Origin of the sequence: Micromonospora sp. WMMD987 (assembly GCF_029581435.1) — a bacterium.
GTDB lineage: Bacteria > Actinomycetota > Actinomycetes > Mycobacteriales > Micromonosporaceae > Micromonospora > Micromonospora rifamycinica.
The window spans coordinates 6,209,886-6,224,676 of the sequence record NZ_CP120861.1 but is presented as its reverse complement, the minus strand read 5'-3'; the positions used below and the strand labels follow the sequence as shown (position 1 = coordinate 6,224,676).

The window sequence follows — 14,791 nt, the reverse complement described above, 5'->3', positions numbered from 1 at the left end:
CCGGAGCGCTACCGGCGGGCGGCGGCGCTGCGCTGGCGGGCCGACTCGTAGAGCACGACGGTGGCGGCGGCCGCCGCGTTCAGGGAACTGGCGGCCCCCGACATCGGAACCCGGACGAGGTGGTCGCAGGCCGCACGCCAGCCGACGCTGAGCCCGGTGGTCTCGTTGCCGATCAGGGTCAGCGTGGGTTGGGTGAAGTCGTACTCGGCGGCGGCCAGTTCGCCGCGCTCGTCGGCTCCCACGATGCCGACGTCGACGCCGACGCCGCGCACGTCGGCGACCCAGGACAGCACGCTCTGGTGTGCGGGCACCCGGACGACGGGCAGTGCGAACAGCGAGCCGGTGCTCGCCCGCACCGCCTTCGGGTCGTACACGTCGGCGGCATGGCCGGTGACGATGACGCCGGACGCGCCGAAGGCGTCGGCGGACCGGATGAGCGTCCCGATGTTGCCGGGGCTGGCGGGCCGGTCGAAGACCACGGTGAGCATGGTGGGTCCGGTCGGAATGCGGCCCAGGTCGTCCTCCGGTAGCGCGACCACCGCCAGCAGCTCCGGAACGGTGTCCGCCTTGCCTCCCAGCTCGTGCATCAGCTCACGGGACACGGCGAACTTCTCGGCCGGGACCGTGTCCAGGGCCTCCCGCGCCCAACCGGACAGCGGACCGTCGGCGTCGTGCAGCAGCTCCCGGATCTGCCAGCCGTGTTCGACGGCCATGGTGATCGGGCGTACGCCCTGCACGAGGAACTCGCCACGACGCTGCCGCTTGGTCCGGTTGCGGAGCAGCGCCTCCCACTGCTGGAACCGCGCGTTGCGGCCGCTCACCCGAACCCGCACCGGCGTCACCGCGTCCCTCGCCCGTCGGGGCCGGGGATGTCCCGCCCGAGCCCCCGGCGGATCGCGATCTCCACGGGCGAGTAGGCACCGTCGGCCCGTTCCAGTTCGTACGGTGCGGCCGGCAGCAGTGGCGGCTGGGCCATGAAGCGCGGTCGCGTCCCGTGGTGCGGCTGCGCCGCGTGCACCAGGAACGGATGGCAGAGGAAGACGTCGCCCGGGGAACCGGTGGCCAGGGCGAGCGGCCGGTGGTCGGACGCCGCCACCAACTCGGGCGCGAGGTCCAGTCCGCTCGCCCCGTCCTCCCCGTACTGCTCCAACACCGTGGGCACGTCGAGGTGCGAGCCGACCCGGATCCGGGTCGGGGCGTCCTCCGCACCGACCTCGCTGAACAGGAACAGCATCAGCAGCGCGCGCCCCCGGGAGCGGACATTCGTGAAGTACCAGCTCGCCCCCTCCGGCAGGTAGCTGCCCTCGATGTGCCAGCCCGCGTCGTCCGGCTCGTCCTCGTGCGGGAAGCGCAGCGGGAACGTGCCCAGTGAGTAGCGCGGCTCCCAGCGTCCCGCGCCCACGAGCAGGTCGTACGCGTGATGGAGGAACGGGGAATTGGGTGCGGCGGCGAACGGCCCCTGCGCCATCCCGGGCACCCAGTGCACCGGCTTGTTCCAGGTGGCCGGGTCGTCCGGGTCGCAGCCGGTCTCCCGCCACAGCAGCCGCGCGCAGTCCGCGGCCACGCGCGGTGCGACGGCGCCCGCCACCTTCACGAAGCCGTCGCGAAGGAACCGGGATACCAGTGTCGTGTCGTCCATGACCCCATCGTGTGGCGGCACCGGGCCCGGTCGCCCGACACTTTCCGCTCCGCATCCGTCGGGAGCGCCGCGACAGCGCCGGTCACGCTACGGGGGTCCGGTCGCACCACGCCACAGCTCACGTCCCGCCCAACTGTCGAAGGGATCGCACGCATGCTGACCCGCATCGTCGACCGTCCCGCGTTCCGGCTCGTGGGGCACGCCGCCCGGGTTCCACTGATCCACCGGGGCGTCAACCCGTACATCCGGCAGCACGTCGCCGCGCTGCCGGCGGAGGAGCACCTGCGCCTGAAGACACTCGGCGACGTCGAACCGGGTGGTCTGCTCGCTGTCTGCGACGGTCTCGACGCCGACTACGAGGAAGGCAGCGAGCTGACCTACCTGCACGGGGTCGCGGTGTCCCCGGGCACGCCGGTCCCGGGCGACCTCGCCGTCATCGAGGTCCCGGCGGGCCACTGGTTGGTCATCCGGGCCGTGGGGCGGGATCCGCAGGCCCTCCAGAGGACCTGGGCCGCGGCCGCGACCGAGTGGTTCCCGTTCAACCCGTGGCGGCTGCGGCCGGGTCCAGAGATCGTCGCGGTGCCCGAGCCGGCGGTCGACCCCGGCACCGCGACCCGCGAACTCTGGCTACCCGTCGAGCCGGCGTAGCGGGCGGGTGGAGGATCCGGGTGCCAGCCCCCGACGGTGGCCCGTCGGGGGCGGCCGATTCCGGGCGGTGGTCAGTCGCCGGGCAGGTCGTCGGTGTCCGGGTCGGCGGAGCGCGGGCTCGCGGACGGGGTGGTGGTCTTCCGGTCCCCGGCGCCCGGGGCGGTGGTGGTCTCGGGGTCGGGCTGGTCCACGCTGACGCTGGCCGCCCGACGGTCCAGCACGCTCTTGTCGAGGTGCAGTTCGAGCACGTCGTAGATGATCTCGCGGATGCCGGGGTCGCCGGCCGGCACGGCACCACCGTCGTCCCGGGTGACCAGGCAGTAGGCCACGTAGTGGCCGCGTACCTGCCAGGCGACCCGGGCGGCCGCGGTGGCGACGGACTCGGTGCCGTCCCCGGCGGGCATGCCCCGGAACCGGCCCCGCCGGTCGTCGAGCAACGGCCGGATGCGGTCCCGGACGCGTTGCGCGGTCGCCAGGTCGGTCAGGTTGAGCAGACCGGCGGTGACCAGGTGGTCGCCGTCGGGGGAGCGCAGCGTGGCCCGGACCACCTGGCTGCATCCGAGGGTGGTCAGCAGGTCGGCGATCTCGCCGGTGGCCGCGACGGCGCAACCGGTGCCGGAGTGGGTCTTGAGCACCGGGTACTCGTGCCGGTCGGTGCCGACGACCAGCTTCCGGTCCGGGAAGACCTCCTTCACCGTCAGCGGCTGCCGGTCGGTCTCCCGGGAGTCCAGCGGACCGGTGGCGGTGTCGTCCGGCCCGGCGGTGGTCGGGTAGCCGGTCGGGGCGGCCTGCCCGTTCCGCGACGGATCGTCGGTGGCGGTGCGGTCGATGAGCAGGACGGCCCCGGCGAGCCCGCACAGACCGAACAGCACCAGCACGGCGGCTCCGCCGACGACCACCTTCCAGAGCCGACCGCCCCGACTGTCGGACGCGCGGCGGGACCGCGGTCCGTCCGGCCCGGACGGCGAGGCGTGACCGTGGGCGGGCACCTGGACGGAGGAGCGGATCGGCACGGGGTCGGCGGCCGGGGGGACCGGCCGGGCGGCCCGGGGCAGCGAGGGGACCGGGAAGCGGGACGGGGAGGGCCCGGCCGGCGTGGGCGGGACGGGCTGGAACAGCGGCAGGTCCGTCCCGGGCTGCGGGTTCTCCTCAAACGCGTCCTCAGGGGACTCGTACCGATATACCATGTCGCCCAGAGTAGGGTTCATCGCCTCTTTAAGGGATAAAAACCGGAAAAGTGCGCATGGGCGCGTCGACCGACACCGGGCGGACCGGCACCGGGTCGGCCGGCGGCGGGTCGGCCGACGGCGGGTCGGCCGACGGCGGGGTCCGGTCGGGGCCGGGTCGGCCGGCGGTGGGTCCGGTCGGGGCCGGTGGAAGAATGCCCCGGTGACCGGCGACCACTACTTCACCGCGGAGCCCAGCGCCCCGGCCCGTCCCCACGAGGTCGAGTTCCAGGTCGCCGGGCGCGACTACGCGCTCACCTCCGCCAGCGGCGTCTTCTCCGCCACCCGGCTCGACCCCGGCACCGCCGTCCTGCTGCGCAAGGCGGACCTGCCGACCGCCGGCACCGGCGGCCACCTGCTCGACATCGGCTCCGGGTTCGGACCGATCAGCTGTGTGCTGGCCGACCTCGCACCGACCGCCACCGTCTGGGCGGTCGACGTCAACGAGCGGGCCCGCGCGCTGACCGCGGCGAACGCCGCCCGGATCGACGCCGCCGACCGGGTCCGCGCGGTCGCCCCGGACGAGGTGCCGGCCGAGGTCGCCTTCGCGCAGATCTGGTCCAACCCGCCGATCCACGTCGGCAAGCCGGAGCTGCACGCGCTGCTGCGCCGCTGGCTGCCCCGGCTCACCCCGGACGGCGTCGGCTGGCTGGTGGTGGCCCGGCACCTCGGCGGCGACTCGCTGCACCGCTGGCTGCTCGACGAGGGGTTCACGGTCACCCGGCACGCCAGCCAGAAGGGCTACCGGGTGCTGCGGGTCACCCGGTAATCCGGTGTCGCCCGGCGCTGCGTCTCGGGCAGGATGCCGGCGTGGGATACGTGGACGTGGCAGCCGTGGGGCACATCCTTCCGGACGGTCGGGAACTCTTCGCCGACGTGTCGTTCCGGGTCGGCGAGGGTGCCAAGGTCGCCCTGGTCGGGCCGAACGGTGCGGGCAAGACCACACTGCTACGGATGGTCGCCGGGGACCTGCCGGTGCGCACCGGCGCGATCGCCCGCTCCGGTGGGCTGGGCGTGATGCGGCAGTTCATCGGCATGATCGGTGACGAGTCGACGCTGGCCGACCTGGCCCTGTCACTGGCCCCGCCGGCACTGCGCGACGCCGGCCGGCGGCTGGCCGACACCGAGCAGGCCATGCGGGCGGCCGAGCTGCGCGGCAAGTACAGCACCGCCGCCGGCAAGGCCCAGCTCGCGTACGCCGACGCGCTGGCCGCCTGGGGCGAGGCCGGCGGGTACGACGCCGAGGTGCTCTTCGACACCGTCACCACCACCGTGCTCGACCTGCCCTGGGAGGCCTCCCGGGACCGGCCGGTCCGCACGCTGTCGGGCGGGCAGCAGAAGCGCTTCGCCCTGGAGCTGCTGCTGCGCGGCACCGACGAGGTGCTGCTGCTCGACGAGCCGGACAACTTCCTCGACGTGCCCGGCAAGCGCTGGCTGGAGCAGCGGCTGCGCGAGTCCGCCAAATCGGTGCTGTACGTCTCGCACGACCGGGAGCTGCTGGCCCGCAGCGCCGACCGGGTGGTCGCCGTCGAGGGCGGTAGCGCCTGGGTGCACCCGGGCGGCTTCGCCAGCTGGCACGACGCCCGGACGGCCCGGCACGCCCGCCTCGACGAGCTGCGCCGCCGCTGGGACGAGGAGCACCAGAAACTGCGCGAGCTGATGCTGATGTACAAGCAGAAGGCCGCGTACAACGACGGGCTGGCCTCCCGCTACCAGGCCGCGCAGACCCGGTTGCGCAAGTTCGAGGAGGCCGGGCCGCCGCCCGTACCACCGAAGGACCAGGACATCCGGATGCGGCTGGCCGGCGGGCGGACCGGCAAGCGCGCGGTCATCTGCGAGCGGCTGGAGCTGGAGGGGCTGACCTACCCCTTCGACCTGGAGCTGTGGTACGGCGACCGGGTGGCGGTGCTCGGTGCCAACGGCACCGGCAAGTCGCACTTCCTGCGCCTGCTGGCCCGGGGCGGCACCGACCCGGACCCGGCCAACGGCCCGGTCGACGGGGCCGCCGCGCTCGCCCCGGTGGCCCACGGCGGGGTGGTCCGGCTCGGCGCGCGGGTCCGGCCGGGGCACTTCTCGCAGACCCACGACCGGCCGGAGCTGATGGCCAAGACCCTGGTCGAGGCGTTGTGGCGGGGCGACGAGCACCGGGAGGGGATGGACCGGCACGCGGCGATGGCGGCGCTCAGCCGCTACGAGCTGGCCGGGCAGGGGGACCAACGCTTCGGCACCCTCTCCGGTGGCCAGCAGGCCCGGTTCCTGGTGCTGCTGCTGGAGCTGTCCGGGGCGACCCTGCTGCTGCTCGACGAGCCGACCGACAACCTCGACCTGGCCTCGGCCGAGGCGCTGGAGGCGGGGCTGACCGCGTTCGCCGGGACGGTGGTCGCGGTCACCCACGACCGCTGGTTCACCCGGTCGTTCGACCGGTTCGTGCTGTTCCGGGGCGACGGTGACGTGGTGGAGACCCCGGAACCGGTCTGGGACGTGGGCTGATCCACCCGCGCCGGAAGTGAGGCGACGACCACGCCCGGTCACCGGGCGTGGTCGTCGCCGGTCGCAGCCGGTCCGGCCGGCATAGGGTGGATCTCGTGACTGAGATGACCTACCGCCGGCTGGGCGACTCCGGGCTCGTGGTGTCCGTGGTCGGCATCGGCTGCAACAACTTCGGCCGCAAACTCGACCTCGACGGCACCCGGGCCGTGGTCGACGCCGCGCTCGACGCCGGGATCACCCTCTTCGACACCGCCGACATCTACGGTGAGCCCCCGGGCGGCTCCGAGGAACTGCTCGGGCAGGCCCTCAAGGGCCGCCGGGACGACGTGGTGCTGGCCACCAAGTTCGGCATGTCGATGGGCGGGCGCAACGGTCGCGACTTCGGGGTGCGCGGTTCCCGGCGGTACGTGGTGCGGGCGGTCGAGGCGTCGCTCCGCCGGCTCGACACCGACCACATCGACCTCTATCAGCTGCACGAGCCCGACCCGGACACCCCGATCGACGAGACGCTCGCCGCGCTGGACGACCTGGTCCGCGCCGGTAAGGTCCGCTACCTGGGCAACTCCAACTTCTCCGGCTGGCAGATCGCCGACGCCGACTGGACGGCGAAGACCCGGGGGCTGACCCGGTTCGTCAGCGCGCAGAACCACTACAACCTGCTCCACCGGGACGCCGAGGTGGAGATCATCCCGGCCTGCGAGCGCTTCGGCCTGGGCCTGCTGCCGTTCTTCCCGCTGGCCAACGGGCTGCTCACCGGCAAGTACCAGCGCAACACCGCCCCGCCCGCCGGCAGCCGCCTCTCCGGCGGTGGCCGGTACGCCGAGCGGCTGGCCGCCGCCCGCTGGGACACCATCGAGGCGCTCGGGGCGTACGCGGAGCAGCGGGGGCTCACCCTGCTCCAGGTCGCCATCGGCGGGCTGGCGGCCCGGCCGGCGGTGGCCTCCGTCATCGCCGGGGCGACCACGCCCGAGCAGGTGCGGGCGAACGCCGCCGCCGGCACCTGGCAGCCCGGCGACGACGATCTCGACGCCCTGGACGCCCTGCTCTGACCGTCCGGTCGGCCCCCGGCCGGGGCGGACGGCACTCGGTCGGCGCGTACGGCCGTCGCGCCGCGTGGCACCTCCACCCGGCCGGTCGAGCCGACCCGCCCGGGGCGATTCCGGCCCGGTGGGGCCGACGCGTCGGCCCCGGACACCGGTGGTGTCCGGGGCCGATCGGTCGCCGGTGGGAACGGTACCGGGGCCTCAGCCGCCCAGACCGGCCGGCTGGTCCCCGGGGCCGGGATCGGCCCGACGGCGACGCCAGAGCAGCGCCGCGGCCGTGGCGGCGACCACCACGAGTCCGCCGGCCAGCCACGGCCACCACCGGGATCCGGCCGGATCCGTCCCGGCCGCCGGGCGCTCGGCGGCGACCGGTGACGGCGACTGGGCCACCCGGGCCTGCACCTGGGCGGTCGCCGTGCTCTCGTACGGGGCGGGCGCGCTGACCGTCACCCGCCAGTCGCCGGGGGCGAGCAGCGGGCCGCTGCTGTAGAAGCCCTGCCCCTCGCCGGCCGGGGCGATCTGCACCGGACCGGCCGTCCGGCCACCCTCGCCCTCGGCGGTCACGGTGAGCCGGACCGGCTGGTCCAGCCGGTGCCCGTCGGCGTACACGGCCATCACGGTGACCCCGCCGGCGCCGTCACCGGCCACGGTCAGCTTGACCTTCCCGCCGTGCGCCGCCGCCGGACCCGCCGGCAGGGCCACCAGGCCCGCCACGACCAGCGCGGCGGCGAGGGCTCTGAAGCTACGCATCGACGTCTCCTTCCGATGTGGAGGGGCCGCTCCCACCGTCGGTGTCGACGGTGGGAGCGGCCCCGTGGTGCTCCTTACAGCGAACCGCCCTTGGCGATCCGGGTGGGGTCGGCACCGAGCCGGCCCGCCCCGTCGACCGACTTGTTGTCGTTCGCCTTGACGCCGGCCTTGGTGGCCGCGCCGCCGAGCCGGACGATCATGGCGTCGGCGTCACGGACCAGCACGTCCCGGACATCGGTGTCGGTCACCACCGCGGTGTCGGTGGCCAACGCCTTGAAGGCGGTCAACTGCTGCACCGCCCGCTTGTCGTTGCCCGCCGCCTCGGACTCCCGCACCGCGTCCAGCTTGTTGGACAGCTGACGGTGCGCCTTGGTGGTGAGTCGTCCGGTCGCCTTGAACCGGTCCAGCAGGTTCTGCATGTCCCGGAACGAGGTGGTGACGAAGAACCGGACCGTCGAGGTGGTGGAGTTGCCCGCCTTGTCGGTCGCGGTCACCGTCAGCTCGTGCAGGCCGAGCGGCAGCTCGTACAGCGCCTGCAGGGTGCCGCTGGTGTACGCCCGGCCGTCCAGCACGCCGGAGGTCGTCTTGATGCCGGAGGTCGGGTCGACCGCCTGCCACGAGATCCGGACGTCCTGGCTGTCACCGTAGAGCTGGCCGTCGGCGATGCCGGAGACCAGCAGCGTCGGCTTGGTGCCGTCGATCTTCACGACCGCCGACTTGAGCGCCTCGACGTTGCCGGCGGCGTCGGTGGCCCGGTACAGCAGCTCGTGCGTGCCGTCCCCGGTCACCTCGACCGGCGTGGTGTACGCCGTCCAGGCGCCACCGTCGAGCGACCACTCCAGCTTCTTCACCCCGGAACCGGCGTCGGTGGAGGTGATCACCACCGGGACGGTGCCGTTGTGCCAGCCGTCGTCGTTGGCCGGGGCGAACGACGCCGAGCTGACCGGCGCGGTGGCGTCGATCTTCACGGCGACCTTCTTCGTCGCCTCCACGTTGCCGGCCGCGTCCGTCGAACGGAACCGCACCTCGTGGGTGCCGTCCCCGGTGACCTGCACCGGTCCGGTGTACGCGGTCCACGTGGTGGCCCCGTCGAGCTGGTACTCGGTGCTCGCCACCCCGCTACCGCCGGCCTCGTCGGCCGCCGCCAGCGTCACCGTGACCGGGCCGGTGTACCAACCCTCGGTCGGGGTGCCGGAGACGGTGGCCGTGGTCACCGGGGCGGTCGTGTCGGCCGCCTTGGTGGAGAGCCGGAAGTAGTCGAACGAGGCCGTCTTCGAGGTGGCCGCGTTCGCGCCGAGGGTGAACAGACCGATCTTCGGGGTGGCCCCGACGGCGGCGTTCGTCACCGTCTCGAACGTGGTCCACTCCTGCCCGTCCGCCGAGTAGGACGCGGTGAAGGTGTCACCGGCCCGGGCCAGCCGCAGGTGCCACACCGCCGAGGTCAGGTTGGAGACCTGGGGCTGCGGGTTCTGCGTCACCCCGGCGAGTTCGCCACGGAACTCGATCCGCCGCGACGGCGTCTGACCCGCCTGGTTGTCCACGATGAAGTCCAACTTGACGTAGTTGTCGTCGTCGGCGTGGACGATCAGACCGGCCTGCTGGTACTGCTCGGCCAGCGCGCTGCCGTCGACCTTCGTCTCCAGGGTCCAGTCGCCGCTCGGCGCGGTCTGGAGGATGAAGTTCGTCGGACCGGTGTTGCTGGTGCCGTAGATGTCACCCTTCGGCACGTCGATCTTCAGCGCGCCGTCGACCACCCGGTAGGCGGCCGGGTCCTCCCGGAGCACCGCGTTCCACCGGCACTTGTCGAGCGTGGTGCCGGTGAACTCGTCCGACGGGACGACCGGGCCGGCCGGAGCGTCCGGCGAGACCAGGAACGACTCGAACACCGCGTCCACCACCGGAGCGGTGGTGCCGCCGTTGAGGGCGAGCAGACCGATCCGCGGGTTGGTGATGCCGGCCAGCGCGGCGGACCGGCCGACCGGGGTGAACGTGGAGCCGTCGGTGGAGAACTGCGCGGTCAGGTTGGTGCCGTCGCTGATCAGCCGCAGCCAGATGGTGTCACCGGCCGGGGCGGCCACGGCGTCGGCCGCGTCGTTGCGGGGCGTTCCGGCGGTCTCCCGGATGAACTCCACCTTGCGCGACCCGCCGTAGAGCAGGTCGACCTTGGCGTAGTTGTCGTCGTCGCCGTAGATCAGCAGGCCGGCCTGCTGGTAGTCGGCGGTGACGGGCACGGTGACCTTCGTGGTGGCCTGCCAGGCCCCGCTGGGTGCGGGCTGGAGCACCAGGTTGGTCGCGTCGTTGCGGGAGCCGTACAGGTCACCCGAGGACGTGGGCAGCCGCAGCGCGCCGCCGGAGACCGAGTAGAGCTGGTTCTCCCGGACCACCGACCAGCGGTCCTTGTCGAGGGTGTTGCCGGTGAACTCGTCCGACCGCGCTCCCAGGCAGGAGTTGGTCGGCGCGTCCACCTTGACCGGGACGGTCGCGTAGGACTTCGCGCCCCGCTTGTCCGTCACCGTCAGGGTGGCGGTGAAGGCGCCCGGGGTGGTGTAGGTGTGGGTGGCGTTCAGGGTCGTCGCCGTCCCGCCGTCACCGAAGTCCCAGGCGTACGTCAGCGGGGTGTCACCCTCGGCGTCGGTGGCCGTGCCGGTGAAGGTCACGGTGACCGGCGCGGTGCCGGTCGCCGGGGTGGCGGTGGCCGTCACCTGCGGCGGCGCGTTGTCGGTCACGCCCCGGCCGATGAAGTCCATCCAGTTGACGTTGAACAGCGAACCCGCGCCACCGGCCGGGTCCTTGGCGACGAAGTACAGCGCGCCCTCCGCGCCGGCCGTCACCGGCGCGGTCACGTCGACGAACTGCTGCCAGCCGCCCGTGGCCGGTACGGTCGCCGTGGCCACGACCGGACCGTCGACGGCCCCGGCGTGCACGTCGATCCGACCGCCCTGGGCCTCGGAGGCCACCCGGAACCGGATCTGCTCGACCCCGGTCAGGTTGGCCGGGACGAGCGACCACCAGTCGCCGTCCTCGATGAAGCCGATGTTCTGGCCGCCACCGGCGGTGTCGCTGGTGGTCTCCTTCTGCACGCCCGGGTCACCGCCGCCGGTGCTGCCCGGGGCCCGCCCGGTGGCCGTGTAGTACTCGGCCTGCTTGCGCTTGGGCTGGAGGATCTCGATCGCCCGACCGGTCAGCGGGCCGGCGCCGCCGGTGCCGCCGTCGTCGGTGTAGGTGGCCTCGAAGACCGCGAAGACGTTGGCCTCCGCGCCGTGACCGGAGGCCAGCGAGGTCTGCACGGTGCCGGTGCAGCCGGTGTGCTGCTCCAGCGGGTGGGCGTGCTCGTCGTGGCCGAGCAGCACCTGGAGCTGCACCCGGTCACAGTCGACGGTGCCGTCCTCCGGGTCGGTCACCTTGATCGTGTACTTGACCTGGTCGCCCCAGTCGAAGAAGCCGCCGCTGGGCGGGAACTCGATGGTCACCGTCGGGGCGGTGTTGCCGACCGTCACCGGCACGTTCGCCACGGCGGTACGGCCCTTGGGGTTGGTCACGGTGAGCTGCGCGGTGTAGTCGCCGGCCGTGGTGTAGGTGTGGGTGGGGTTCGCCTCGGTGGAGGTCTGCCCGTCACCGAACTTCCACGCGTAGGTCAGCGTGCCGCCGTCCGGGTCACGCGACCCGGCGCTGGAGAACTTCACGGTCAGCGGGGCGGCCCCGGAGGTGGGGTCGGCGCTGGCCTCGGCGATGGGGGCGCGGTCACCGGCCGTGTAGTCGATCCGGTAGACCCCGGAGTCGTCGTTGTTGCCGCCGAAGCCGGTGCCCCACTCGATCATGTAGAGCGCGCCGTCCGGGCCGAACTCGAAGTCCATCGGACGGATCATGGGCATGCCGGTGAGCAGCTGGTTGATGTCGATCAGCGTCTTGCCGTCCGGGCTGACCTGCATCGTGTACAGCTTCGACTGGTTCCACTCGCCCATGACGGCCTTGCCGTCGTAGTACGCCGGCCACTTGCGGGTGGAGGTGTTGTCGGCGTCGTACCGGTAGACCGGGCCGCCCATCGGGGCGCCGCCGCCACCGATCTCGGGGAAGCGCGGGTCACCCGCGTAGCCGTAGTCTACGGTGGCCGGGACGACCGGCGGGAGGTTGGTCAGGCCGGTGTTGTTCGGCGAGTCGTTCACCGGCGCGGCGCAGTCGAACTTCGCGCCGCTCGGCCCGGACGGGAAGGTGTAGTCGTTGTACGCCCGGTTGTTGCCGACGCAGTACGGCCAGCCGTAGTTACCCGGCGCGCTGACGATGTTCCACTCCACCAGGCCCTCGGGGCCCCGGTTCGGGTTGGCCGCCGAGGCGTCCGGCCCGTAGTCGGCGACGTAGAGGGTGTTGCTGGCCGGGTCGATACCGATCCGGAACGGGTTGCGGAAGCCCATGCCGTAGATCTCGGGACGGGTCTTCGCGGTGCCCGGGGCGAACAGGTTCCCCGCCGGGATGGTGTAGGTGCCGTCGTCCTCCGGGTGGATCCGGATCACCTTGCCGCGCAGGTCGTTGGTGTTGCCGGCGCTGCGCTGCGCGTCGTAGTCCTGGCGGCCGGGCCGCTCGTCGATCGGGGTGAACGCGCTCGACTCGAACGGGTTGGTGTTGTCGCCCGTGGCCAGGTAGAGGTTGCCCTGCGAGTCGAAGGTCATGCTGCCGCCGGCGTGGCAGCAGGTGTTGCGCTGGGTGTCGACCTGGAGCACGACCTTCTCGGTGGCCTTGTCGATGGTGTCACCGTTGACGGTGAACCGGGACAGGTAGTTGCGCGGTGCGCCACCGGCCGGTGCGTAGTACAGGTAGATCCACTTGTTGTCGGCGAACTTCGGGTCGAGGCGCAACCCGATCAGGCCGTCCTCGTTGCCGGTGAAGACGTCCAGCCGGGTCGCGGTGACCGTGTTGCCGGTGTCCGGCTTGACGATCTGCACCCGGCCGTCGCGCTCGGCGTAGAACACCCGGCCGTCCGGAGCGATGTCCAGCTCCATCGGGTTGTTGGTGTTGCTGTCGAGGGTGACCTTCTCGAAGTTCGCGGTCTTGGTGGCGCCGCAGTCCGCGTTCTCCACCCCGGCCGCGGTACGGATGCCGCCGAGCAGGTGGGTGAGGAACTCGGGCTCGGTGTACGACGCCTGGGTATGGCCGCCGCCGGTGTACCAGGACCGACCGCCGTCGTAGTCCTGGCACCAGGCGGTGGGGTGGTCGGCGCCCATCGCGCCGGCACCCGGGCTGTAGGACTTCTCGTCCAGGCTGGCCAGGACGTGCACCTTGGAGCGCGGGTTGGTGCGGAAGTTGTACCACTCGTCGAACCGGGACCAGCGGTCCGGCAGGGTGGCCGTCGACGGGTGCGCGTGGTCCTCGACCTTGACGGTGGCCTGCTGGTTGGCCGGGTGGCCGGAGAAGTACGCGCCGACCAGGTTGCCGTACCAGGCCCAGTCGTACTCGGTGTCCGAGGCGGCGTGCACGCCGGCGTAGCCGCCGCCGGCCTTGATGTAGCGCTCGAACGCGGCCTGCTGGGTGCTGTCGAGCACGTCACCGGTGGTGGAGAGCCAGATCACCGCCTGGTACTTGGCCAGGTTGGTGTCGTTGAAGGCGGCCCCGTCCTCGGTGGTGTCGACGGTGAAGCCGTTGTCGGTGCCGAGCTTCTGGATCGCGGCGATGCCGGCCGGGATGGCGTCGTGCCGGAAACCGGCGGTCTTGGAGAAGACCAGGACGGAGAACGGTTCGGCGGCTGCCGCCGCCGGTGCCGGGGCGGCCTGTGGCCGGGCCGCCGCGACGGGAGCGGCCTGGGCGGGGGTACCGCCGATCAGGCCGCTGGCGAGTAGGGAGAGGGCCAGTAGACCGGCTCCGAGTGGGCCGCGACGTACGCGGCGATGGCGGGATGGAGACACTCCATGCTCCTTTTGTCCGTATTGGACAGTGGTGGGGGCATGGGGACGACTCGCCGCAGACCGTCCCCGGTCGGATCGGTGTGGGCCCGCCGAGGTCCGCACCGGTGGCGATCCGGTGCGGGCCACGCCGAGGCCTCGCGCCGGAATAATGTCGATCGGTTGAACAAATTAGCGCCGCTGGATTGGTTTCCGGCAAGGCATGAGCATGTAACGATTCGGTATCGCCGACTCACCTTTCCGGCTTATGTGGAGAGAGGGGGTAAAAGATAGTCATCGACAGTGTTGGATCAATCTAGCACCCCTTGGCGGATCAGCAGATCTGTCGTACGGTCACAGGCACGTAACCCACGGGAGCCCGGTACACCGGGCTGAGAGGGGGGCTGAGAGCCCCCGACCGTCGAACCTGATCCGGATAATGCCGGCGCAGGGAGGAGAGTTGCCGTGCCGCCCCTCGGCCGACTGCACCTGATCACCGACACCCGGCCCGGGTGCGACCCCCTCGCCATCGTGCGGGCCGCCCTCCCGGTGGCCCGCGCCGACCTGGTCGTCCAGGTCCGGGTCACCGACGAGACCACCGACCGGCAGGCCTACGACCTGGCCCGGCGGGTCCGCGCCCTCTGCCTGCCGTACCGGGCCAGCTGCCTGGTCAACGACCGGCTGCACGTGGCCCTCGCGGTGGACGCCGACGGCGGCCACGTCGGCGCGGACGACCTGCCCGTGGCGGCGGCCCGCCGGGTGCTCGGCGTCCACGCCGTGCTCGGCGCGACCGCCCGGGAACCCGGTGGCGCGGCGCGGGCGGTGGCCGCCGGGGCCAGCTATCTGGGTGTCGGCCCCTGCCACCGGACCACCACCAAGATTGGCCTGCCCGACCCGATCGGCCCCGCCGGGGTACGGGCCGTCGCCGAGGCCGTGGCCGTGCCGGTGATCGCCATCGGCGGCGTCACCGCCGCGACGGTGCCGGCGCTGCGGGCCGCCGGGGCGTACGGGGTGGCCGTGGTCGGGGCGCTCTCCGCCGTCGCCGACCCGGGCCGGGCCACCGCCGAGCTGATCGCGGCCCTGACATGCTGACCCGGGCCGGCGGCCCGGACCGGGTCACCGCCG

Annotated in this window: 10 protein-coding genes and 1 riboswitch; of the genes, 5 read left to right on the top strand and 5 right to left on the bottom strand. The window is 72.8% G+C overall.

Annotated elements, in window-relative coordinates:
- Positions 1–8 precede the first annotated feature (8 nt).
- Both O7612_RS26380 and O7612_RS26375 read right to left on the bottom strand, forming a co-directional pair.
- A complete protein-coding gene (locus tag O7612_RS26380; RefSeq protein WP_282268313.1) occupies positions 9–833 on the bottom strand; it encodes a TrmH family RNA methyltransferase in 825 nt (274 codons plus the stop codon).
- Positions 834–838: 5 nt separating this feature from the next.
- The gene (locus O7612_RS26375) at positions 839–1,639 is read right to left on the bottom strand and encodes a phytanoyl-CoA dioxygenase family protein (RefSeq protein WP_282268312.1); all 801 of its coding nucleotides are present in this window, start codon (positions 1,637–1,639) and stop codon (positions 839–841) included.
- A gap of 153 nt (positions 1,640–1,792) precedes the next feature.
- Between O7612_RS26375 and O7612_RS26370 the strand changes: the two genes are divergently transcribed.
- Positions 1,793–2,287: a GyrI-like domain-containing protein gene (locus O7612_RS26370; RefSeq protein ID WP_282268311.1), complete on the top strand. Its 495-nt coding sequence runs from the start codon at positions 1,793–1,795 to the stop codon at positions 2,285–2,287.
- A 71-nt stretch (positions 2,288–2,358) separates the two neighbouring features.
- Here the strand turns inward: O7612_RS26370 and O7612_RS26365 are convergent, their stop codons facing one another.
- Positions 2,359–3,474 carry a hypothetical protein gene (locus O7612_RS26365; protein WP_282268310.1) on the bottom strand — a complete coding sequence of 372 codons (1,116 nt, stop codon included), beginning with the start codon at positions 3,472–3,474 and terminating at the stop codon, positions 2,359–2,361.
- Positions 3,475–3,676: 202 nt separating this feature from the next.
- On the opposite strand from O7612_RS26365, the gene O7612_RS26360 reads away from it, so the two are divergent.
- From O7612_RS26360 to O7612_RS26350, 3 genes are all read left to right on the top strand, one after another.
- Entirely contained in the window at positions 3,677–4,282 is a 606-nt protein-coding gene (locus O7612_RS26360) for a methyltransferase (RefSeq protein ID WP_282268309.1), read from the top strand.
- A gap of 41 nt (positions 4,283–4,323) precedes the next feature.
- The gene (locus O7612_RS26355) at positions 4,324–6,003 is read left to right on the top strand and encodes an ATP-binding cassette domain-containing protein (RefSeq protein WP_282268308.1); all 1,680 of its coding nucleotides are present in this window, start codon (positions 4,324–4,326) and stop codon (positions 6,001–6,003) included.
- 86 nt (positions 6,004–6,089) lie between these two features.
- Entirely contained in the window at positions 6,090–7,052 is a 963-nt protein-coding gene (locus tag O7612_RS26350) for an aldo/keto reductase (RefSeq protein WP_282268307.1), read from the top strand.
- A gap of 195 nt (positions 7,053–7,247) precedes the next feature.
- On the opposite strand, the gene O7612_RS26345 is transcribed toward O7612_RS26350, so the two are convergent.
- Positions 7,248–7,796 (bottom strand): hypothetical protein, encoded by a 549-nt coding sequence (locus O7612_RS26345; RefSeq protein ID WP_282268306.1) that lies wholly within the window; start codon positions 7,794–7,796, stop codon positions 7,248–7,250.
- A 74-nt stretch (positions 7,797–7,870) separates the two neighbouring features.
- Complete coding sequence (locus O7612_RS26340) at positions 7,871–13,690, bottom strand: ThuA domain-containing protein (protein WP_282268304.1); 5,820 nt, start codon at positions 13,688–13,690, stop codon at positions 7,871–7,873.
- A 338-nt stretch (positions 13,691–14,028) separates the two neighbouring features.
- Positions 14,029–14,137: riboswitch (TPP riboswitch) on the top strand.
- Between O7612_RS26340 and thiE the strand changes: the two genes are divergently transcribed.
- Positions 14,132–14,758 carry a thiamine phosphate synthase gene (thiE, locus tag O7612_RS26335; RefSeq protein ID WP_282268302.1) on the top strand — a complete coding sequence of 209 codons (627 nt, stop codon included), beginning with the start codon at positions 14,132–14,134 and terminating at the stop codon, positions 14,756–14,758. (Overlaps the previous riboswitch by 6 nt.)
- Positions 14,759–14,791 lie beyond the last annotated feature (33 nt).

Bases quoted from the DNA above. Each gene is read 5' to 3' on its own strand.
- O7612_RS26370 (WP_282268311.1), top strand. From the start codon at position 1,793: ATGCTGACCCGCATCGTCGACCGTCCCGCGTTCCGGCTCGTGGGGCAC.
- O7612_RS26375 (WP_282268312.1), bottom strand. From the start codon at position 1,639: ATGGACGACACGACACTGGTATCCCGGTTCCTTCGCGACGGCTTCGTG.
- O7612_RS26365 (WP_282268310.1), bottom strand. From the start codon at position 3,474: ATGGTATATCGGTACGAGTCCCCTGAGGACGCGTTTGAGGAGAACCCG.
- O7612_RS26345 (WP_282268306.1), bottom strand. From the start codon at position 7,796: ATGCGTAGCTTCAGAGCCCTCGCCGCCGCGCTGGTCGTGGCGGGCCTG.